This window comes from Motilimonas sp. 1_MG-2023 (assembly GCF_030547455.1).
Classification (GTDB): domain Bacteria; phylum Pseudomonadota; class Gammaproteobacteria; order Enterobacterales; family CBDFNC01; genus Motilimonas.
Genome location: NZ_JAUOPX010000055.1, coordinates 1 through 21,830, shown reverse-complemented (window position 1 = coordinate 21,830; position 21,830 = coordinate 1). Strand labels below are relative to the sequence as shown.

Genomic DNA, 21,830 nt, shown 5'->3' with positions numbered 1-21,830 from the left:
TGGCTGATCAAGCGCTAAAAACTGACTGTAACAAGGAGAGGCCCTCTCTCCTTTTACCCTTTGTTGGTGCTGAAGTAAGCTTTGGTTAAGCCAAATACCACCGGGCTAAGTAACGCTAACGCAATCAGATTCGGAATAGCCATCATCGCATTGAGAGTGTCAGCCAATAGCCAAACGAAGTCGAGCGACATCAACGCACCTATCGGCACGACCGCTGTCCATACCACCCTAAATGGCATCACCGCTTTTTCACCTAATAAATACTGCACACATTTTTCACTGTACACACTCCAGCCGAGAATCGTGGTGAAGGCAAAAATAGCCAAGGCAATGGCCACAATATAGTTGCCAAACGGAATGGCCTGAGCAAACGCAAGGGAAGTCAGAGATGCCCCCGTTTCGCCCGAAGTCCACGAACCCGTAACAATGATCGCAAGACCGGTAATAGAGCACACGATCAAGGTATCGATAAAGGTACCTAACATTGCCACTAAACCTTGCTCTATGGGGTTATTGGTTTGCGCCGCTGCGTGAGCAATCGGCGCACTGCCTAAGCCAGCTTCATTAGAAAACACGCCGCGCGCAACACCAAAACGAATAGCAGCCCATACCGCCGCCCCAGCAAAGCCACCTTGCGCCGCTACAGGATTAAACGCACTGTGTAAAATAAGTTCAAACGCAGCCGGAATTTCACCAATATTAATAACTAAAACCGCCACCCCAGCAGTAAAATAAAACACCGTCATCAATGGCACTAATTTACCAGCCACATCGGCAATACGTTTGATGCCCCCCATCAGCACGGCGCCTACCAGCACCATTAAAATAAGTGCCGTAAGCCACATCGGAACGCCAAAATTACTATTGAGCGCATCGGCAATAGAATTTGCCTGCACCGTATTACCAATACCAAAACCAGCAAATGCACCAAATACAGCAAAGGTGGTGCCCAACCAAGTCCACTTACTACCTAAGCCATTTTTAATGTAATACATCGGGCCACCGACATGCTGGCCATTAGCATCCACTTCACGGTATTTCACTGCCAAAACCGCTTCAGAAAACTTAGTGGCCATGCCCACTAACGCGGTGCACCACATCCAAAATAACGCGCCTGGGCCACCAATAAAAATAGCCGTGGCCACCCCGGCAATGTTACCAGTACCAATCGTGGCAGAAAGGGACGTCATTAATGCATTATAGGGGCTTATTTCCCCCGCTTTTGTTTGGTCACTGCTGCGGCCAGACCAAAGTAATTTAAAGCCAGCGCCAAGTTTTAAAATCGGCATTAACTTCAGGCCAAAAGACAAAAATAGCCCTACCCCTAAGATCATCACCAACATTGGTGTGCCCCACACAAAGCCATTGACTAGCTTGATAAATTCATTCAATCCTTCCATCTTTTCCTCTTGTTATCGTTTTTTTAATTATTTTGTGCTTAAAAACCCCCTAATCTAACGACTCCAATGCTGCGCAGCCCAAGCTTGCTGTTGCTCAACCGTTTTAAAACTCCACGCTAAAATACGGCTTATTTTTTGTCCTTGTTGCATCTGGATCACTTCACACTGTGCCACATTAAGCTGCTGTAAGTGTTTTTTCAGTGGTCTAACGTGTTCACCTTTCGCCACTAAGCTGCTAAACCAACAAACTTGTTCGGCAAAGTCCACGCTTTCGGTGGCCATGCGTTTTAAAAATGCCAGCTCACCACCGGGACACCATAGTTCGGCCTTTTGCCCACCAAAGTTTAATGTTGGTGCGTTACCCGACCCCGTCGTCTTTTCTTTACCTTTATTTAAGTTTTGCCATTTACGTTGGCTGCCTTGGTGCGCCTCAGCTAACGAGGTATGAAACGGCGGGTTACAAACGGTCAAACTAATGGGCTGCTTCGCCTTAATAATGCCTTTGAAAAAATATTCCGATTGGCTTTGCTGCTTCACATCGATCAAGCCCGTTAAGTTGGGGTTAGACTGCACAATCGCCTGCGCCGTTTTCACCGAAATGGGGTCAATATCACTGGCGATAAATGGCCAGCCATAACTCTGACTGCCAACAATGGGGTAAATGCAGTTTGCTCCTGTGCCAATATCCACCAGTTTTATCTTCTTCCCAGTTGGCGCTTTGCCTTGATTGAGACGCGCTAATAAATCTGCGCCGTAATGGATGTAATCGGCGCGCCCTGGGATCGGCGGGCATAGATAACCAGCGGGTATTTGCCAAAATTGAACCTGATAGTAGTGAGCCAATAAAGCTTGATTCAAGCAAAGCACGGCCTGCTCATTACTAAAATCAATAGTGCTATCCCCCTTGGGGTTTGCGACTAAAAAGCTTGATAGTGCCGGCAAAACACGACATAAAGCGGCAAAATCATAACGGCCAACATGTGGATTTCTAGGGTGCAACGCACCTTTAATTAAGGCTTTATTAGTTTGTTTAGCCCCCTTTTTTGACCTACCAGTTAAAGCAGATGATGAACGAACTTGACGCGGCACATTGTGAGAAGACATGAAAAACCACTTAATTAAATCGAAAACCACTATTGTGCTAAATGACCCTAACTGACAGCTGGGTCACTCAACATAAAAACGAAATAACTATTCTACTGATTAGCAGTAAAAAACCCTAATCTACCAATCTACTTAACGAGACATGTTTCAAACACCTGCGGGTTGATTGGGTATCAATACATAAGTCCTGATATTTACACAATAAATACCGATCTATATCAAGTTTTGACGGCATTATTACCTTGCTGAACCGACCATATCGCCTCTAAAATTATCATCAAACAAACCATCAATTTTATTGATACTCTGTAAGAGGCTGTTTCAGCCTAAATTTCAACCAAATTTCACAACCCAAATCCATGCACTAATGAAAAAGGCCCAAGCTCAACCATGAAGTATTCTCTCAAACAACTGGCCGTTTTTGATGCGGTAGCCAATTTAGAAAGTGTCAGTGCAGCCGCAAGAAAGCTATCAATGACTCAATCTGCCGTTAGCATGTCATTATCGCAACTTGAGAATTTACTCGACCGCCCGCTGTTTATTCGCCAAGGTAACCGCTTGAGCTTAAGCCATTGGGGAAAATGGTTAAGGCCAAGAGCTAAGCGTTTACTACAAGATGCCCAGCAAATCGAATTAGGCTTACATGAACAACACATCATTAGTGGCTGTATACAGCTTGGCTCTAGCCAAACCGCAGCAGAACATTTGTTGCCACAACTCATCAGCAAAATTGATGAAGACTTTCCTGAATTACGCATAGAGCTGATAGTTGAAAATACCGAAAATGTCATTGATGGCTTACTCAACTATGAATATGAGCTAGGTATTATTGAAGGGCGTAATGATGACTCGCGTATTCATTCAGAAACTTGGATGGACGATCACTTAGTGGTGATCGCTTCTCCGCACCATCCTTTTGCCCGTCACAGCACCGTTAACCTCGCGCAATTAGAGCAGGCTAAGTGGGTGTTACGTGAACAAGGCTCTGGCACGCGACGCATTTTTGATGGCGCAGTTCATGGCTTAATTGAAAATATTAATGTTTGGAAAGAATACGAACATATTCCCGTATTAAAAACGTTAGTGAAAAATGGCCCCTATTTAGGCTGTGTGCCTTACTTAGATGTCGAGAAAGACGTCGCCGATGGCGCTTTAGTCGTACTAAACACCCCGCAACTTAACATGAAGCGCAGTCTTTCTTTTATTTGGCGCAACGACGCCGGGGATAATCCATTACGAGACTGTTTTTTATCTGAAGCGCGCCGCTTAGTTAAACGCCGCTTGAAAGAAGCAACTAATAAATAAAAGATGGTGCTAAATACAGCAACACCAATCACGGCTAAACATGAAGCGCAGTCTTTCTTTTATTTGGCGCAACGACGCCGGAGATAATCCATTACGAGACTGTTTTCTATCTGAAGCGCGCCGCTTAGTTAAACGCCGCTTGAAAGAAGCGGCTAATAAATGAAACAGCGCCAAATTGGCGCTGTTGTTAAAATTACTTTTTAAATTTTCTCGTTTAAGCCGCGCTAGTAACAGCATCTTCAGCTGCAACAGCTTCAGGCTTTTGTGTTCGCACTAACTTAGTAAGCATATGCTTGCGGCGGATCACGCCACATAAACGACCACCTTCTACCACAGGGTAAGCACTAGGACGATTCGCACGAGCACAACGCAAGCGCTCTTCATAACTTTGGTAGCTACTGCCAATGTACATCCCACTATCTGACACCGGAAATAACTTATCTTTATCGACGATCATCAGTTCTAGCAGCTGCGCTACTGAATCACTCGGCGCTACCGTTAGCATTTCAAATTGCATTAAATCACGTACCTGCAACTGCAAATCGGCGCTAAACTCTTCCGACCACATGCCACGTAACAAGTCTTGCTCTGAAATAAAGCCAAGCAGTCTTTGTTGCTGATCCACCACTGGCGCGCTACGGACATCACTTTGCGCTAATAATTCTAAGGCTTGGTACACGTTCATTTCTGGCGCCAATGTAACAGGTTGAGCGTCCATCACATCGCGAATAACTAGATTATTGATTGCAGTTTTCATGGTAGATCCTTCTCCGTAAGATTCAGAATAGTTTGAATTTTGTTTTATATTGTTAACTTTAGTCGCGCTGCCTTTTTCAACGGCCCAGTAACCGAGGCCAACAACGACCCCACCACCGACAATGTTGCCCAAGGTCACCGGTACTAAGTTGTGACTAATAAAGTTACTAAAGGTTAAATCGCTAAATTGCCCGGCAGGAATGCCTAATGCGGCAAACAAATTGGCGCCAGCAAAGTGCTCAATCGCAATGCCCAGCGGCACCATAAACAGGTTAGCGATACTGTGCTCAAAGCCACTGCTAACAAACATTGCCACAGGCAAAATCAGTAATGCGCTTTTAGTTAATGCGTCCTTGCTACTAAAGGTCATCCAAACGCCTAAACAAACCAATAAGTTACAAAGTACGCCTAAGGCAAAAGCTTGGCCCCAACTGTGATGCAGCTTATGTTGCGCAATGTGCAGTGCATTTAAACCCCATTGCGCGCCATTGAGTTGCCACATGCCGCCCCACATCACTAACCCCAATATCAACGACGCACCGATAAAGTTGCCGCAATACACCCGAGACCAACACGCCAATAACTGCTTAGTGCTAATACTGCCTTTAGCCCAAGCTATCGTGGTTAATACGGTGCTAGTGAACAGCTCTCCACCACACACCACCACTAAAATCAGCCCCATACTAAAAGCTAAGCCGCCAGCTAAGCGTATTAGCCCCCAAGGCGCACCGGTGGCGCCGGTTGTCACTGTGATATAAAAGACAAATGCCAAAGCAATAAACGCCCCCGCAAACACAGCTAAACCAAATGACTGCCAAGGTGATTTAACCGCTTTGTCTTGGCCATATTTCGCCCCTTGCTCAAACATACTGAGCGGGGGTTCAACTAATTCAGGCACTGTTTTCAACTGAGTTACATTCAATGCTGACATGGTCATAGGCTCAGGTGTCACGATTAATTGCCGCGCTCCTTTCATAGCTGGCTCCCTATGGCAACACTCCTTTCCAATGGCAAAGTCCCCCTAATTTTTTCAACCATTTATTACTCCTTCTCATCTGTTGGTCCATGGATATTATTCGTACTTGGTTATGTTGATGGCTCAGCGTTGGCACTATGTGGTCTACCGCGGTCAAGCCTTAACACCCATTCACATTAGGACGAGATAAGAGATAATAAAATCTGATAATTTTGAATCAGTAGTTCAATTATATTGATGGGCGGATATTGCTGACTGACTTGCCTTAACAAGTAAGTCAAACTGGTGTAGGGTTAGCGACTTTAATCATTTCAATCCTAGGCGCTATTTTTTGGATAATAATCAACGTAAAGTGGCTATTTTTGTCGATGTGCAAAACATCTATTACACCACACGAGAAGCTTACGGACGGCAGTTTAACTACCGCGCTTTTTGGCAAAAAATAGCCGAGCAAAACAACATAGTAGCCGCTACCGCCTATGCCATTCATCGCGGTGATGATGGTCAGCATAAGTTTCAAAGTGCATTGCGCCATATCGGCTTTGAGGTGAAATTAAAACCTTATATTCAGCGCAGTGATGGCTCTGCCAAAGGCGATTGGGATGTGGGGATTACTATCGATATCATGGAAGCCGCACGCGAAGTGGACGCGGTGATCTTACTCTCTGGCGATGGTGATTTTGATATGTTGCTCGACAAAATCGGTGATTATGGCGTCACGTCCGACGTCTACGGCGTACCCAGCTTAACCGCCAACTCATTGGTTGAGGCTTGCAGTGTGTTTCACCCCATCACGGAAGCCGATTTACTTTAATAGCTGATTTAAGCAGCCCTTTCGCATCAGCGCGAGCGATCAAGGGCGGTTTATCTTGCGTGACTTAACCCGGATCTTCTATTGCTTTGCTAAGCGCTTGCCCCAGTTGCCGCCGTGTTGCTCGGCGCAAGCGCTTTCACTGTCGAACTGCACTTGGCTCTTCGCATTCTTTAGTTTAATGCCTTGTTTTGCTAGAGCTTGTACAATCCATTGCTGAAATAGCGCATCTTGCTCGTCAGCTAAACACTGGCGCAATTGTTCCTGCTCAGAAAACACACAAGTCACCAATAAACTGCTACTAACCTGCTGATAATTAACACTATGGGTTAACCATTCAAAACCAGCCACCTTGGCTAACGCTTGGTCACAAACTTGCGTTAATGCTGTCACGATCTGTTGCTCTATCTTTTTATCTGATTTTTTCATTACATCCTCGTAATATGAATTCATTCACATCTGAACCGATTTAGTGACACTCATAAACACTCAGTTAAAATACATGAATAGCAAGGTTAGCGTCTATTTATCATTACCACCAACAACTAACTCTACCGCTCAATCTAATCAAATAAGCTTTCTTTGAATTGGCAAGACTCAAGTCTGGTTTAGATTCCCTACCTCTCACCAAACAGTGGTATCGAGAAATAAAGCTCACTTAAACCATAAACGAGCTCGTATTATGGGCTTTTCAATTTTGTGCTTATTTCTCAATCCTATTTATCAGAAAATCGCCTTATTCGTTATTATTTTATGGATATAGGTTGTTGATGAATAAGATTAAGCTGTTATCACTTGCGGGGTTACTAGCAAGCGCCTCTCCTGCTTTTGCTACGATGCCACCAGCACCAGGCAACCATACCATCACTGTTGCTGACGGCAGTCAGCAACAAGTTACTATACACGGTCAATTTGGCTTGCATTGGTATGAAACTACCGATGGCGCGGCGATTATGCGCGACCCACAGCGCAACAATGACTGGTATTATGCTGAGCTCAACCAGCATGATTCCCTAAGTCCAATTGCCATTTCTGATACCTTAGTTAGCTTTAACAGTCATGCGCCTCAAGCCTCTTACTTTGACGCGAATAATTTGCCAATACCAGTGAACCATCAAGCTCTCAAGCAAGCGGAATATAGCAAGGCTCAATTTCAACAGAGCGTTAAAGCAAAGCAAGCCAGTACTGAAACCTTACTACAGCGCCAAGCCATCAAGGCGCGCACAGCAACCAACCGTAACGCTCAAGTCGAGCAACCCCTGTTAGTGGTTCAGGTATCCTTTACCGATCAAGTGATGGTACATGACTTTACTCAGCGTATTTTTGCCAGCAATGGACAGAGCACTGTCGACTATTTTCTTAAAAATTCATTTAACCGCTATAAGGTTGTGCCTGCGCAGGAAAGTGAGGGGGATACCAATGATGGTGTGATTAATGTCAGCGTCAATCAACGCCACCCTAACTGTAATGACGATGCACTTTGCTCGCAATCACTTAACTCAGTATTTCAGGAAGCCTACACCCAGCTTGACCCCTACATCAATCTTGCCCAATACGATAGCAACAGTGATGGCCAGATCGCACCAGATGAACTCTCTGTGATGTTTATTTTCGCCGGTAATGATATGTCCGGCAGTACTATCACGCCAGCTATTTGGCCACATAAGTCGCAACATGATAACGCCACGCTTGATAACGTCACTATCAATCAATATTGCTTGTTTGGTGATTTTCAAAATGATCATCAATCAACCTTAGGCGTGATCGTGCATGAACTCGGTCATTTGATGCTAGGTTTGCCGGACTTGTATTCTTACTACGGCCAAGGATCAATTGGTGAATGGGGCTTAATGGCCGGTGGCTCTTGGGCACAAAAACCTGGTGACTTATATCCAGGTGATACCCCAGTTAACATGACCACCTGGAGCCAGCAAGCGGCGGGCTTTTTAACGCCACGTGTACTCAATTCAACAGGTGCTCAGGAAATTAATACCTTAGACGGTGGTGCAATTGTCTACCTTGACCCTTACCTTAAAACCGCAGGCCCACGGCTTTACATTGAAAATCGCCGTAAACAAGGTTATGACCAAGCACTGCCAGCGGAAGGCGTATTAATTACCAGTGTTGATATACGTCAGCCATTTAATGATTTCAGCCCCATGCAAGTACAAGTGCTACAAGCCGATAATCGCAATCAGCTGAGCTCGCGCAATGGTCGCAGTGATGCAGGTGATATCTACCCAGGGGCGACTAATAATACTTTTGTGAGTGACTTTAGTGCACCTTCATTAATCGGAGTAACAGGTTTAAGCACAGATGTCATACTCGATGGCATCAGTAGCACAGCTGATGTTGCTCGCTTTAATTTAAACAAACAGAGCACTGGCAACAAAACGGCTTGGTATACCTCGTTTGAACGCAATTACCTATATAGCAACCACGGCTTAAACACAGTCGCATTTGAAGTTGAAGCTGATCAAGCATTTAATCAATTAGCGGGCTTTATGTATTACACCATAGCGACTTCAACCCAACCACTCGAAGTTAAACTAAGCCGCTACCCTTATGCCAACACGCCTTATTATCTTGATCTTACAGGCCAAGCTGAAGAGTTAATTTGGCAAGGGCAAGTAAACTCCGCCAATGGACGACAAATGCTCGAAGCGCCGTTTAACCTACCTGCAGGTAAGAGTATTCTAGTATTAGAAGTGACCAACGGTGAATTAGAGCTCACCCCCGTATATGCAAATAACTACACCCATCGCCTATACACCTTGCCAACAAACTGGATTGGTCGCTCAGCGGAATTAAACAACGGCAACCTTGCCCAGCATCCATTTGCAACTGTACCTTTTGCCGCATTACTCGAAGCGAACTCCAGCAGTTTTGTTGAGGCGCGTGACGATAGTTACCAACTAGATGAAGATACCAGCTTAACCTTAGATTTGTTAAGCAATGACTTCATTCAAATTGGCTATCCACAGCGTGAACTGCGTGTGTTAACACCGCCGAGTAAAGGTAGCTTTGATCCAATCACCGGTATCTATCAAGCAAGAGAAAATCTCAACGGCATTGATACGTTTACTTATCAGGTTGAACTAAGCAATGGGATTAGCTCAAATGAAGCCTCAGTGAAATTAGAAATCAATGGCATAAATGATGCTCCCATGGCAAACAATGATAGTTATCAACAGCAAGAAAATAGTCAGCGAAAATTGGATGTGCTAGACAACGATAGTGATGTCGATGGCGATAACTTAGTCATCACTCGCATTGTCAGTGCGCCGCAACATGGCCAAGCTCAAGTGATTGGTTCGCAAATTGAATTTAACAGTCAATTGAGCAAGCCACTCACAGTAGGCACAGAGCTCAATGACAGCTTCAGTTATGAAATTACTGATAGCAATGGCGCCGTGGGTGTTGCCCAAGTGCAAGTTGTCATTCTAGGGCCAAAGCCAACGCTGGCACCAACATCAGAGCCTACGCCCGAGCCGTCTGTTGTACCAGCAACAACGTTAACGCCGATTGCCACCGCTGAGCCATCTAATGAGAGTAAACAAGGTGAAATTGTACCATCAAGCTCAGGCGGCGGTGGTGGTTCATTGGGCCTATTTAGCTTATTAGGTGGGCTCATTGTCTACCGCTTACGTCAGCGCTCAGCCTAATTAGCCCGAGTTCTGGATAAGCAAAACAGTATATTTTTCCTGCAACAACACGGTGAATAGACCCAAACAAGACCAAAAAATAACGCTGAACTTTGCTTCTTGATATTGTTTGGGTGTCTATCTCCATACGCTTTGCGCTTGGATATCAAACATTGATTAATAAAAAAGCAGCCCAATAGCTGCTTTTTTATTATCAGATTGAAGCACTTATTTAACTGTTTAAGTAGATTAACTTCTCGTGGTTATGATCTTAATTCCTAATGCAATCATGGCTCCGCCTAAAACGCGATCTACCCAGTGACCTAGCTTTTTAAACTTCAAGTTAATAGCTGGACGCGATAGTAAACCAACCACGGCCGAAAACCATGCCATTTGGATCACCATCATCCACACACCATAAATCGCGATTTGTGATATTGGCATATCAGGCGATAACACCACTGTGAAAAGTGAAACAAAATAAATCGGCGCTTTAGGGTTTAACGCATTACATAAAAACCCCATGCCTATGGTTTTTAAGCCTGAGCGAGCGGGTGCCACAGGTGCATCAGTAGCAGACAAATCAACTGGCTTCGCCATCAACCCTTTTATTCCTAAATAGAATAAATAACCGCCACCCAAAATTTTAATCATCCACAGCAAGCTGGCTGAATTGGCAATAATCGCAGCCAACCCAAACGCCGAATACAAAATATGTATAGAAAGACCAAGAGCAATACCAATGCTGCAAAGTAAGCCGGCTTTTTTACCATGGCTGAGAGTTTGCTGTGACACTAGAACAAAGTCTGGTCCAGGCGAAGCCGCCGCCAACAAATGAATTGAGGTGATTAATAACAAACCTTGGATCAAATCCACAACATACTCCGACTATTATTTATTTCATTGATATTTCAATAAGCTACCAGATAATAATACACCTTTCTAGTAGCTAGCATGCATCAGTGAGTTAAACTTACAAAACGCCGTTGCAACTTTCTCATCAACCAACCAACTAATACTAGCGTCACGGCTCCGGTTAACACAGGTGAAACCAAAAACCACCAAGTCTGCCCCGTTAACATGATTAAAATAGGATTCGCCCCCGCTGGTGGATGAGTAGTTTTAGTGACTAACATTGCTGACACAGCCAAGCCTGTTGCTAACGCTAAAGTTAACGGAGTCACCCCGATATACAGCGTAAACACCACTCCGATAGTCGCGGTGATCAAATGACCGAAGATCACGTTTTTTGGCTGCGCTAACGGACTTGCTGGCACACCAAAAACCAATACTGCCGTTGCTCCCAGTGGTGCCATTAACCAAAGTCCCTGAAAACCAACCCCATGCGCAGCTAAACTATCAGCCAATGAAAGTAAGCCTATCGCCACAAAGGCACCGAACCCAGCCAATAATGACACGCTAATATGTCCCATAACATCATCCTTCCCATTAAAAAAAGTAGACAACTTTGTCTACAAGCAAATAGTAGACAACTCAGTCTCCCTGTGTCAACATATTTTAGTCAATACAGGAGTGACGGCATGGCTAATGACAAACGGCAATTGTTAATCGAAACTGGACTCACCTTGTTCTATCAGCAAGGCATCAACTCAGTGGGTATTAATGAAATACTAAAAGTGTCAGGGGTTGCAAAAAAAACCCTCTACAATCATTTTTCGAGTAAAGAAGAGTTAGTAATGGCTGCACTCGAAGCGCGGGATCAGCGTTTTGTCACTTGGTTAACCAAGGAATTAACTAACGTTCGGCAAAACTTACCTGATGCTCTCAATCCCCACGCAAAAAACCAGCAAGTGGTTATCGGGCTATTCAATGCCTTAACGGCTTGGTTTAATAATCAAGTTCCTGAGCTTAGTCCATTTCGCGGCTGCTTTTTTATTAATAGTTCGGCAGAGTGTGACGGACAATACCCTCAGGCAGCTCACTATTGCAAAGCACATAAACACAAAATACGCCAACTTATTCAGCAACATTTATCTAATGCAGATGAGCCACTTTTAAATTTAGTTTACCTGCTAAAAGAAGGGGCCATCGTCTCTGCTCAAGTGGATCAAGATTTACAAAGTGCACAAAAGTGCGTCACTATCATAAATAACTATTTCGCCAGCCAAGCAACCAAGGACAAGTAATGACAAATATTCAATGGGGTATCATCGGCACCGGAAACATCGCCCACCAATTTGCCAGCGCATTGCAACAGCTTGATGGTACAACATTACTTACCGTGACCTCTCGCCAACATAGTTCTGCCAAAAAATTTGCTGATGAGTTTGCTATTGCACACCCTTTTGACACATTAGATGCAATGCTAGCGCTGCCTGAGCTGGATGTAGTCTATATCGCAACACCTCACCCCCAACACTTCGCACAAGCCAAAGCTTGCCTATTAGCGGGTAAGTCGGTGTTGTGTGAAAAGCCGATGACATTAAATAAAAAACAAGCTGAAGAATTAGTTGTCCTAGCTCGCCAGCAAGGTTTGTTTTTGATGGAAGCCATGTTGATCCCCCTATTTCCAGCTATCGCCGAGTTAAAACACCTGATTGAACAAGGCACGTTAGGCGAAGTGAGAGGTATTCAAGCCAGCATGGGCTTTAACGCACCAAGAGATTGGAGCAGTAGAATATTTAACCCTGAATTAGCAGGCGGAGCACTGTTAGATATCGGCATCTACCCCCTTACTTTCGCTTATATGATCACTCAATCAGCTCCGCTCTCAATGCAAAGCCAAGTGGAAAAAGCGGTCACAGGCGTCGACTTACAATCGAGTATCGCCTTGAACTATGACTCTGGCATCATTGCTAACTTATCTTGCAGCGTAGGCCACTACTTACCTTGTACGGCTTGTGTCTTTGGTGATAAAACATGGGCGGAAGTAGTCAATTTCAGCTTTGGCCCTAGCCAAGTCATCATCAGGGATCAAATGGGTGAACAGCTCGAAGTAATTAATTGTACCACCGAACGCAGTAGCTACTACCTTGAAGCGAAACACGTTAATGAATGCTTACGCGCTGGCTTACAGGAAAGTCCCTTGGTTCCTCACCAGCAAACCTTAGCGGTGCTAGAAATGATGGATACACTAAGAGCGCAGTGGCAACTTACCTACCCAGATGAATAAAGGGTGTAAATGCCATAATTAACCCATGGGTGAAATCTATTCATAGCGAAAAACAACCCAACATATCGAGACGATAACAACCAAGGGAAGCAAGTATTTAGGACAACATGGCCATGGATACTGCCGAGATTAAATACTTGCTTTTGCTCGTTTTAGCCGTTTATCTGCCCCCTTCTATTAAATGTTTGTGGCCAGAGTGTGATTGTTAGTGTTTCAAATTGCCCGTCTTGCGATCACTAAGCATGAATTTAACCCGCTCTTATTCACCTGGGTAAATAAGCTGCCACTGTGCTCTCAAGGTATCCATCATTTCAAGTATGGCCAAGGTTTGTTGGTGGGGAACTAATGGGCTTTCAAGCAAGCCGTTACGTAAGCAATGATGCACATGCTGCGCTTCAAGGCAATAAGCGCCTTGTGAGTTATCAAATGACAAGGTGTTAGTGATGTTGCCCATTTGGTCCTTGATGATTAACTCGGTTGGCGCGTAGCTAAAATGTGGAATTTCCACCATGGCTTTATCGCCCATAACCGTCGCCACACAAGGGATAAAATGGCCAATGCTGTTGCTTAAGCTAGCAATAACCCCAGATTGGTAGCCTAAGTTAACAACTGATTGCAGATCCACGCCCGTTTCAGCTTTCTCTACTTGACTGCTAATGTCGGTTAAGCTGTCGTTCGCTAAAATATGGGCAAAAGTGAGTGGATAAATACCAACATCAAGCAATGCGCCACCGGCTAACTCAGGGTTAAACACGCGGCTTTGCCAATCTCGTGGTGAGTTAAAGCCCATTCCTGCATGGATACTCTTTAATGTGCCAATGTCACCACGGGCAATTAAGTCTTGTAAAGCTTGGATCGCAGGAAACATAGGGATCATCATGGCTTCCATTAAGAACACCTGATGCTGCTTAGCAAGCGCAACCAACTCACAAGATTGTACTTTATTTAAAGTCATTGGCTTTTCACAAAGTACCGATTTACCAGCCAAAATACATGCTTTGGCCTGTTCATAATGCTGGGGATGGGGAGTCGCAATATAAACCACATCTAAGTCTGCCTCTGCTAACATACTACTCAGCTCATCATATGAATGCTCAATGTTAAATTCTTGAGCAAAGCTTACTGCAGTCGCTTGTTGTCGAGATGTCACGGCATATAACTTAGCGTCGCTCAATGTGACCAGTGCACTTGCAAATTGATGCGCGATGTTACCTGTGCCTATGATGCCCCAATTGATTTTGTTCATAATTTACTAACCTGATTATTAACGTTAGTTAATATGCTACTTGAACAAGCTGTAACTTCTAGTATCTAATTGGTGCAAACAGTTTCAACTAATAGTATCAGCCAGTGTGAGTTAATGACTTGCAACAACAAATTAGACGGAGAAGAAGATGCTCGCTTTAGCACGTTTTTTGCCTGTATTTTTAACCGTATGTGAAACGTTAAATTTTTCCAAAGCGGCGCGAAAAATGGGCGTCACGCCTGCGGCAGTGAGCAAGAGCATAGGTAACTTAGAACAGCAGTTAGCACAGCGTCTATTTCATCGAACAACTCATGCCCTTTCCTTAACCGATGAGGGGCAGCGATTTTATCAGCAGGTTGCGCCTTTACTTGAGCAGCTGGATTCGGTATTAACTCAGCACTCACCAGCACAAATGCACCCTAATGGCCTATTAAGAGTAAGTGTGCCGTATGGATTTGGTCGTCAGCATCTTTTGCCTTTGATTGCAGGGTTTTGCCGTGCTTATCCCGATGTGCAGTTGGATCTGAGGTTTGAAGATAAAGTGGTGGACATGATCAAAGAAGGCATAGATGTCGCGATTGGCAATTCCTTACCTTCTGATTCAACCATGATTGCTCGTCGATTATGCCCACTGAGTTTAGTCGCGGTCGCTTCGCCTGCATTTATCACCAAACATGGTATGCCAGCGCACCCTAGCGAATTAAACACCTTAGCGCGTGTTTGTTACCGTTCACCAACAACTTATCGCATTGTGCCTTGGCAGTTTAATACGCCGGATAATAAGCTCATTGTTATTCATGGCGATCCTGCCTTATCAGTGACTAACATTGAATTGACCAGTAAGCTTGCTCTAGAGGGCTTAGGTGTGACTTTATTAAGCCGATGGTTGGTACAAGATGAGTTGCAATCTGGTGCGTTAGTGGAGGTGTTAGCGGATTTTCCCGCGACAGGGACGCCGATTATGATTTATTACGCATCTAAGCAACATCAACCAAGTAAAGTGCGAGTATTTATTGATTATGTAACTGAGCATTTAGTCGTTGACAATTAAATTTCATCGCACAATAGGGATCAAAATAACTAACTAGAGCAAACCAAAGCGCGTCACGATAACAATAGAATAGAAAACGCTTAGCTTGATTGATCTTGCTAGCGAGTAATAAAGTATCCAAACTGTTAGCAATCCATATATTTTAATAGGAGCCACCATGAGTGACCAATTTATCAAATCCAAAGCGGCTATCGCATGGGGACCAAACCAGCCTCTTAGTGTTGAAGAAGTGGATGTCATGCTGCCGCGCAAAGGCGAAGTATTAGTGCGCATTGTCGCGACCGGTGTTTGTCATACCGATGCCTTTACCCTTTCCGGCGATGATCCTGAAGGTGTATTTCCTGCGATTTTAGGCCACGAAGGCGGCGGTATTGTTGAACAAATTGGTGAAGGCGTCACCAGTGTCGCGGTCGGCGATCATGTCATTCCGCTATACACTGCTGAATGTGGCGAATGTAAATTTTGTAAATCTGGTAAAACCAATTTATGCAGCGCCGTGCGCGAAACTCAAGGTAAAGGCTTAATGCCCGACGGCACCACCCGCTTTTACAAAGACGGCCAGCCCATTTTTCATTACATGGGCTGCTCAACCTTCTCTGAATACACTGTGTTACCGGAAATTTCACTGGCTAAAGTCAGTAAAAAAGCGCCATTAGAAGAAGTGTGTTTGTTAGGTTGCGGCGTCACAACTGGCATGGGTGCGGTACTCAACACTGCCAAAGTAGCGCCCGGCGATAACGTGGCAATCTTTGGTTTAGGCGGCATCGGCTTATCTGCCATCATCGGCGCAAAAATGGCCGGAGCTAATCGTATTATTGGCGTCGATATCAACGAAAGTAAATTTGAGTTAGCCAAACAATTAGGCGCAACCGACTGCATTAATCCGAACAAATTCGACAAGCCGATTCAAGAAGTCATTGTTGAAATGACCGACGGCGGCGTCGAATATTCATTTGAATGTATTGGTAATGTGGATGTAATGCGCTCGGCTCTTGAGTGTTGTCATAAAGGTTGGGGCGAGTCAGTGATCATTGGCGTGGCGGGTGCGGGACAAGAAATTTCCACTCGTCCATTTCAACTGGTAACGGGTCGAGTATGGCGCGGTACCGCTTTTGGCGGCGTTAAAGGACGCTCAGAGCTACCGGAATTAGTCGAGCGCTACCTTGCTGGTGAATTTGCCCTTAACGACTTTATCACCCACACCATGGCACTGGAGCAAATTAACGATGCCTTTGACTTAATGCACAAAGGCGAAAGTATTCGCTCAGTGGTGCACTTTGCTAAATAGCTGCACTTTGCTAATTGTCAAATAAACGCTGACCCGTTGTTATTTCGGGTCAGCATCATAAAAAGAGGACATCATGAGCTCAAACGCCCCATCAACTCAGCTAACGCAATTAAGCCAAGCCAAAGTCGCGGGAGGCTGGCATCAGCAATATCAACACCCAGCCAGTACCACCGCATGTAACATGCGCTTTGCCATTTTCTTGCCGCCCAATGCCAGTGCAGCTAATAAAGTACCGGTATTGTACTGGCTATCAGGGCTCACCTGCAGCGATGAGAATTTTATGCAAAAAGCCGGCGCCTTTAAAATGGCCGCCCAGCTTGGCATGGCGATCGTCGCACCTGATACTAGCCCGCGCGGTGATGAGGTGCCAGATGCACCCGATGGCGCTTATGACTTAGGCTTAGGCGCGGGGTTTTACCTCAACGCCACGCAAGCGCCGTGGCAGCGTCATTACCAAATGTATGATTACATAGTGCATGAGCTACCCCCATTGATTGAAGCCCATTTTCCCGTCACCACACAGCGCGCCATTTCAGGTCACAGCATGGGCGGACACGGCGCCTTAACCATTGCCCTGAAAAATCCGCAGCGCTACACCTCAGTATCAGCCTTTAGCCCTATCTGTCATCCAAGCAATTGCCCTTGGGGACAGAAAGCCTTTAGTCATTACTTAGGGGAGGATAAAGCAAGCTGGCTGGAATATGATGCAGCGGCATTACTCAAGGCCAATAAAACCGAGCTGTCGATATTAGTTGACCAAGGTGACGCTGATAACTTTTTAGCCGAGCAACTTAATCCGCAAAGCTTAGTCGACGCCGCCGCCATATCAGGTAGTGATCTCAGATTAAGAATGCAGCCAGGATATGATCACAGCTACTTTTTTATCTCGAGCTTTATTGATGAGCACTTAGCGTTTCATGCTAAGTATTTAGCATAAAAAATACGATTACGTGTTCTGTAGTGTTAAGCGCTGAGCTACTCGCACCGGAAAACTTCATAATGCCGCTCTGCATTGGCTGATACGTTAGCCCAATCCGAACCAGCGGCTCTTGCTTGATGGGCATCAAACGAAGCACTATCGATAAACACTTCATAAACATAAAACCTTAATGGGCTCTCAGCGCACTGCTTCACATCAAATGCCAAGCACCCAGCTTCAGCCTGAGTCAGCCTTTGATGTGTTGGCAGTGCTTGCTTAACCGCATCAAGATCAGCCGTTGGCACTAAAATATATCCTCGCAATACCACTTTCGACATGAGTCCTCCTTATTTACACCCAAGCAACCGCAAGATACTCATGGTATTCAAAGCAGAACGATAAAACCCAACTACAAAAACAGCGGCGCTTTTAATACCAGCTCAACTCGTCTGTTTTGCTGGCGACTGCCGTCAGTATCATTGGCTGCTTTAGGTGCAACAGGCCCTACGCCAACAGGTTGTAGGCGCGATGCTGCAATTTTAAATTGCGATACCAAAGTATTCACCACCTCAGTTGCCCGCTTTTCGGCAAGGTCTTGGTTGTACTCGTATGAGCCTTTGTTATCCGTATGACCTACGACGTATAACGCCACTTCCGGTTTTTCATTCAAAAAATTAGCAATTTCAGTTAACTGCTGAGTTGAGCTTGGTTTAATGGTGTGTTGGTCAAAATCAAATTCAATGCCATACAAGGCCACTTTACCTTGTGCGGCAATGGCCTTGATCAAACTATCACTGTTAATATTTAAGTTTGCTTGGCTAATGGATTTTTCTTCTATGATATCAACCACCAGCTCAACCGGATGGGTATTGAAAAGTTGGGCACTGACCATTGAAAGATATATTTTACCTTCTGGGGTCGACTTTTCTGCGGAAAAGAAATAGTAATTGGAACGGGATTTTAAGTTCTGGAAGTTGGTGTGATGACGAGATTTAAATACGGTATCACTGTAGTTATGCCAAAGTAACTCGTTACCGCAGGTTTTAGCGGGGCACTCTGTAATCACTGTAAACCCTGCTGCTTGTAACGCATTTAGATAGTTTTTGTGAGTAGCATAAGTGCCCACTTGTTTATCGATACGGTAGTTTAATGTCGTTACCTTGCCCTCAACCATTTTATTAGGGATTTTATCATCTTTCATTATGCCCGTAATAAGAGGGTAAAGCTCAAAATCACTGCGGCTTGATGCCACTAAATAACTGCCGGGAAAACGACTTAACAACGGGTGGTCGGCGGTATTTTCTTCGTCTGGCTCTGGTACCTCAAAGCTTGAAAAATCCAATGGTTCGATTTTAAACCCTTGATCGACCGAAACATGTGAGGTCGGCTCATCACGGGTAACTAGCTGTTCGTAGGCGATATGTAAATCATCGTCTTTGCCGTTAGCGAACAATGAAATAGCGTAGGTTTGCTCAGCTTGCTGCTTAGTTGCGGTAAGGTAAGCTATGTCTTTATTGCTACTGGAGCAGCAATAAGCATATTGGTTGACTTCTTTACGAAAGCCTTTGTCGGTCATTTCTTTGTACTTCCATGCCTCACAGTCTTTATCACAATAAAACAGAATTTGATAACCTGCGGCAGTGAGCTTAGATTTCGCTTCTTGTAACCATGCTGCATAATGAATACCAACGTCACCGTCTATTGTTTGATTATAACTATGGTATGTCCCTAGCAAGGTTTGCATGCTCTCACCGCTGGCGTTATCAAGAATGTCCATTGGTGCATACTCAAAATAAATCTGATTTTCTATTTCACCTTGTTCATGGGGAGGGATAATGTATTTCACCTCGGTGGCAAAGCCATGGCAACTGATCGTTAGTAAGAAGGCAAATAGCCATAAATTCTTCATTCTCTTCCTTAAACTTGGTCTACGCGAAGTTAATCAAGGTATTAAACCCTTGAGATATAAATAAAACAACAAAAAGACAAATTTCATTAAACAAAAAAGCACCAAATCTGCACAACCTAAGCTTGCTCAAAGAATGACAAGCGTCTGCCCTTTATTTTCAAACTTTATCAAAAATAAATACGTAACAATACTGATTCGCATCTCGACATATATAAATCAAATAGATAACCTACCAAGCCAACTATGCATTGATGAGGATTTTTTTATGCGCAATATAGTTTCGGCTCTGCTTCTATCTAGTGTCAGCGGCTTAGCCTTAGCCAATAATGGCCAATTTGTTATTGCCAAACACGAGCTTGGCACATCACTGGCAACAACACAGTATTCTTATGTGCCCGTTGAGATACACGCCGATAGCTCGGGCAAAAACTATACCACCCTCAGTGGGGCTTACGCCTCATATGTGCAAGAAATAGACGGAAAACATGGCCTGCACTATCGCCATTGGCTAAGCGAAGTGAAAGCAGAACTGACAGCTGCGGGCTACCAAATTAACCTTGAATGCACAGAGCAATGCAGTACCAAACCCTATCGAGCCAAAATTGATGATAACTTCCGATATGAAGGTTTATACAAAGTTGGTTATACCAGCGCAAACAAAAATCAATTTGGCTATTTAACTGCCGTTAAAGGCAGCGCAGACCAGCAAGAGGCTGTTATTGTTTTCGCAAAACAAGGCTATAAAGACGAGTTATTACTCGCCTATGAGCAGATCTCTAGCACGCCAATGCCAAGTGCAGGAGTAAAGGTAGATAATAACTTTACTATTAAACCGATGGATTTTTCACAGCTTAAACCCGCTGAAAAAGATGCAAATGGTGCGGTAGACCACCCCATGCTGACACGTTTTCCCGGCAGTTATCTTGTTTGGTCTAGTCGCAATGATTTTGAACCTTACCCGTTAATTACCGGACCTTACAAGAAGAAGATCCCGACGAAAACCGTGGAAGGTAAAGTGACAACACTAAACTACCGAATCGATAAACGTGTTGGTCCCTACGCAGTACACAAAAATTATATGAATGCCTTATTAGACAATGACTTTCAAATCATTTTTGAGTGCTCGGCAGCCACCTGTGGCAATATGCTGCTACGTGACAACTTGAAAAATACTGTGTTTGCCAAAAATCATAAGTCTGACATCTACAACATGGGTAAAAAAAGTCACTATTACCTGTTCACGGCAGAGAAACAAACACCCCAAGGTAAAATTTATGCCTCAATGTATAGCTTTCAAACCAGTGGTAAATACGAAGTTGAATTTGTTGCTGACATCATTGAAGAAAAAGCAGTAAGCCAAGCCGATCTCAATATTGATAGCGATAGCTTAACGAAAGAAATTGCCGCTAAAGGCAGTGTTTCTTTGTATGGGATAGAATTTGATTTTAATAAACACACCATTAAAGAAAGCTCAACACCACAGCTAAACGAGATAGCCGATTTTCTAAAAAAACAAGATCAAATTACCTTGTACGTGGTTGGGCACACTGACAATAAAGGGGCATTTGACTATAACCAAGGCCTGGCACAAAAACGCGCGGCAGAAGTGGTGAAAGTGCTGACACAAAACTACCAGATAAAACCCTCGCGGTTACACCCTGTCGGCGTTGGCCCAGTCGCGCCCAAAGCAGCGAATGACAGCGATAGCAACATGCAAAAAAATCGCCGAGTAGAACTGGTTCTGAAGTCACCACTGGCGATTTAATCACGTCGGCAAGTTGCGCAGCCTACCTTTTCGTTAATGGCATGCAAGCCGGATACATCACGGTAGGTTGCTTGTTTTCTAGCGCTGACAATCCACTTAAAAGGCATTGTTTTTTGTATTTATTGCGCCAGCAGATAGACAAAGCTGTTTATTGGTTTTGTTATCGGTTGTGTTCATGAGATGACTCCAGCAAGCACCATCAAAATGAGGGGATAACTTGAGTATCATATGTAATATAAAAGGTCGGTCACACTCTAGAGCGCAACGGCTTCGTTCAACACGGCATTTAAACACAATTAATGCAGTGAGCTCAGCTTGGTTACTCAACATTATCTCCCGCTTGCTCATGGGGGCTACATTGCAGTTTGTATGTAGATAAATATACTAAAATCGTCAAAATAGGTCTTTATAATGAAAATTAATATTTATCAACAATATCCTAATGCTGTTCTGGTCTAATCCCATCGGACACTTAATTTTGAGACAATAACGTCAATAGATTAAGGAAATGATATGAGCCTGA

Annotated in this window: 18 protein-coding genes and 1 pseudogene; 10 read left to right on the top strand and 9 right to left on the bottom strand. The window is 44.3% G+C overall.

Going from position 1 to position 21,830, the window contains the following annotated elements:
* Positions 1–53: 53 nt before the first annotated feature.
* Together Q4519_RS19635 and rlmF are read right to left on the bottom strand one after the other, a co-directional pair.
* Positions 54–1,400: a sodium:alanine symporter family protein gene (locus Q4519_RS19635; protein WP_303515295.1), complete on the bottom strand. Its 1,347-nt coding sequence runs from the start codon at positions 1,398–1,400 to the stop codon at positions 54–56.
* Between the two features lie 54 nt (positions 1,401–1,454).
* Positions 1,455–2,504 carry a 23S rRNA (adenine(1618)-N(6))-methyltransferase RlmF gene (rlmF, locus tag Q4519_RS19630; RefSeq protein WP_303515292.1) on the bottom strand — a complete coding sequence of 350 codons (1,050 nt, stop codon included), beginning with the start codon at positions 2,502–2,504 and terminating at the stop codon, positions 1,455–1,457.
* 390 nt (positions 2,505–2,894) lie between these two features.
* Here rlmF and Q4519_RS19625 point away from each other — a divergent pair, with 390 nt between their 5' ends.
* Positions 2,895–3,809, top strand: coding sequence for a LysR substrate-binding domain-containing protein (locus Q4519_RS19625; RefSeq protein WP_303515287.1), 915 nt, complete (start codon positions 2,895–2,897; stop codon positions 3,807–3,809).
* 31 nt (positions 3,810–3,840) lie between these two features.
* A pseudogene (locus Q4519_RS19620) lies at positions 3,841–3,972 on the top strand (LysR family transcriptional regulator); the annotation flags it as partial.
* A gap of 51 nt (positions 3,973–4,023) precedes the next feature.
* Here the strand turns inward: Q4519_RS19620 and focA are convergent.
* Positions 4,024–5,541: a formate transporter FocA gene (gene focA, locus Q4519_RS19615; protein ID WP_336623454.1), complete on the bottom strand. Its 1,518-nt coding sequence runs from the start codon at positions 5,539–5,541 to the stop codon at positions 4,024–4,026.
* Between the two features lie 331 nt (positions 5,542–5,872).
* Here focA and Q4519_RS19610 point away from each other — a divergent pair, with 331 nt between their 5' ends.
* Entirely contained in the window at positions 5,873–6,355 is a 483-nt protein-coding gene (locus tag Q4519_RS19610) for an NYN domain-containing protein (RefSeq protein WP_303515285.1), read from the top strand.
* Positions 6,356–6,433: 78 nt separating this feature from the next.
* On the opposite strand, the gene Q4519_RS19605 is transcribed toward Q4519_RS19610, so the two are convergent.
* Positions 6,434–6,781: a Fis family transcriptional regulator gene (locus Q4519_RS19605; RefSeq protein WP_303515283.1), complete on the bottom strand. Its 348-nt coding sequence runs from the start codon at positions 6,779–6,781 to the stop codon at positions 6,434–6,436.
* Between the two features lie 341 nt (positions 6,782–7,122).
* Here Q4519_RS19605 and Q4519_RS19600 point away from each other — a divergent pair, with 341 nt between their 5' ends.
* The gene (locus Q4519_RS19600) at positions 7,123–10,017 is read left to right on the top strand and encodes a M6 family metalloprotease domain-containing protein (RefSeq protein ID WP_303515280.1); all 2,895 of its coding nucleotides are present in this window, start codon (positions 7,123–7,125) and stop codon (positions 10,015–10,017) included.
* Positions 10,018–10,245: 228 nt separating this feature from the next.
* Here the strand turns inward: Q4519_RS19600 and Q4519_RS19595 are convergent, their stop codons facing one another.
* A complete protein-coding gene (locus Q4519_RS19595) occupies positions 10,246–10,872 on the bottom strand; it encodes a LysE family translocator (RefSeq protein WP_232800111.1) in 627 nt (208 codons plus the stop codon).
* An 83-nt stretch (positions 10,873–10,955) separates the two neighbouring features.
* Complete coding sequence (locus tag Q4519_RS19590; RefSeq protein WP_303515276.1) at positions 10,956–11,429, bottom strand: HPP family protein; 474 nt, start codon at positions 11,427–11,429, stop codon at positions 10,956–10,958.
* A gap of 108 nt (positions 11,430–11,537) precedes the next feature.
* On the opposite strand from Q4519_RS19590, the gene Q4519_RS19585 reads away from it, so the two are divergent.
* Positions 11,538–12,143: a TetR/AcrR family transcriptional regulator gene (locus Q4519_RS19585; RefSeq protein ID WP_303515273.1), complete on the top strand. Its 606-nt coding sequence runs from the start codon at positions 11,538–11,540 to the stop codon at positions 12,141–12,143.
* Positions 12,143–13,129 carry a Gfo/Idh/MocA family protein gene (locus Q4519_RS19580; RefSeq protein ID WP_303515270.1) on the top strand — a complete coding sequence of 329 codons (987 nt, stop codon included), beginning with the start codon at positions 12,143–12,145 and terminating at the stop codon, positions 13,127–13,129. Before Q4519_RS19585 ends, Q4519_RS19580 begins: the two co-directional genes overlap by 1 nt.
* A gap of 259 nt (positions 13,130–13,388) precedes the next feature.
* Here the strand turns inward: Q4519_RS19580 and Q4519_RS19575 are convergent, their stop codons facing one another.
* A complete protein-coding gene (locus tag Q4519_RS19575) occupies positions 13,389–14,375 on the bottom strand; it encodes a Gfo/Idh/MocA family protein (RefSeq protein WP_303515268.1) in 987 nt (328 codons plus the stop codon).
* Positions 14,376–14,523: 148 nt separating this feature from the next.
* Between Q4519_RS19575 and Q4519_RS19570 the strand changes: the two genes are divergently transcribed.
* From Q4519_RS19570 to fghA, 3 genes are all read left to right on the top strand, one after another.
* On the top strand, positions 14,524–15,426 hold the full coding sequence (locus Q4519_RS19570; RefSeq protein ID WP_232800106.1) for a LysR family transcriptional regulator: 903 nt from the start codon (positions 14,524–14,526) through the stop codon (positions 15,424–15,426).
* A gap of 157 nt (positions 15,427–15,583) precedes the next feature.
* On the top strand, positions 15,584–16,714 hold the full coding sequence (locus tag Q4519_RS19565; protein WP_232800105.1) for an S-(hydroxymethyl)glutathione dehydrogenase/class III alcohol dehydrogenase: 1,131 nt from the start codon (positions 15,584–15,586) through the stop codon (positions 16,712–16,714).
* Positions 16,715–16,787: 73 nt separating this feature from the next.
* Positions 16,788–17,651, top strand: a complete 864-nt coding sequence (gene fghA / locus Q4519_RS19560; RefSeq protein ID WP_303515263.1) for an S-formylglutathione hydrolase — start codon at positions 16,788–16,790, stop codon at positions 17,649–17,651.
* A gap of 38 nt (positions 17,652–17,689) precedes the next feature.
* Here the strand turns inward: fghA and Q4519_RS19555 are convergent, their stop codons facing one another.
* Both Q4519_RS19555 and Q4519_RS19550 read right to left on the bottom strand, forming a co-directional pair.
* Positions 17,690–17,971, bottom strand: coding sequence for a putative quinol monooxygenase (locus tag Q4519_RS19555; protein WP_303515261.1), 282 nt, complete (start codon positions 17,969–17,971; stop codon positions 17,690–17,692).
* Between the two features lie 71 nt (positions 17,972–18,042).
* A complete protein-coding gene (locus Q4519_RS19550; RefSeq protein WP_303515258.1) occupies positions 18,043–19,542 on the bottom strand; it encodes an OmpA family protein in 1,500 nt (499 codons plus the stop codon).
* A 265-nt stretch (positions 19,543–19,807) separates the two neighbouring features.
* Between Q4519_RS19550 and Q4519_RS19545 the strand changes: the two genes are divergently transcribed.
* Positions 19,808–21,307, top strand: coding sequence for an OmpA family protein (locus Q4519_RS19545; protein WP_303515256.1), 1,500 nt, complete (start codon positions 19,808–19,810; stop codon positions 21,305–21,307).
* The last annotated feature ends 523 nt before the right edge of the window (positions 21,308–21,830 follow it).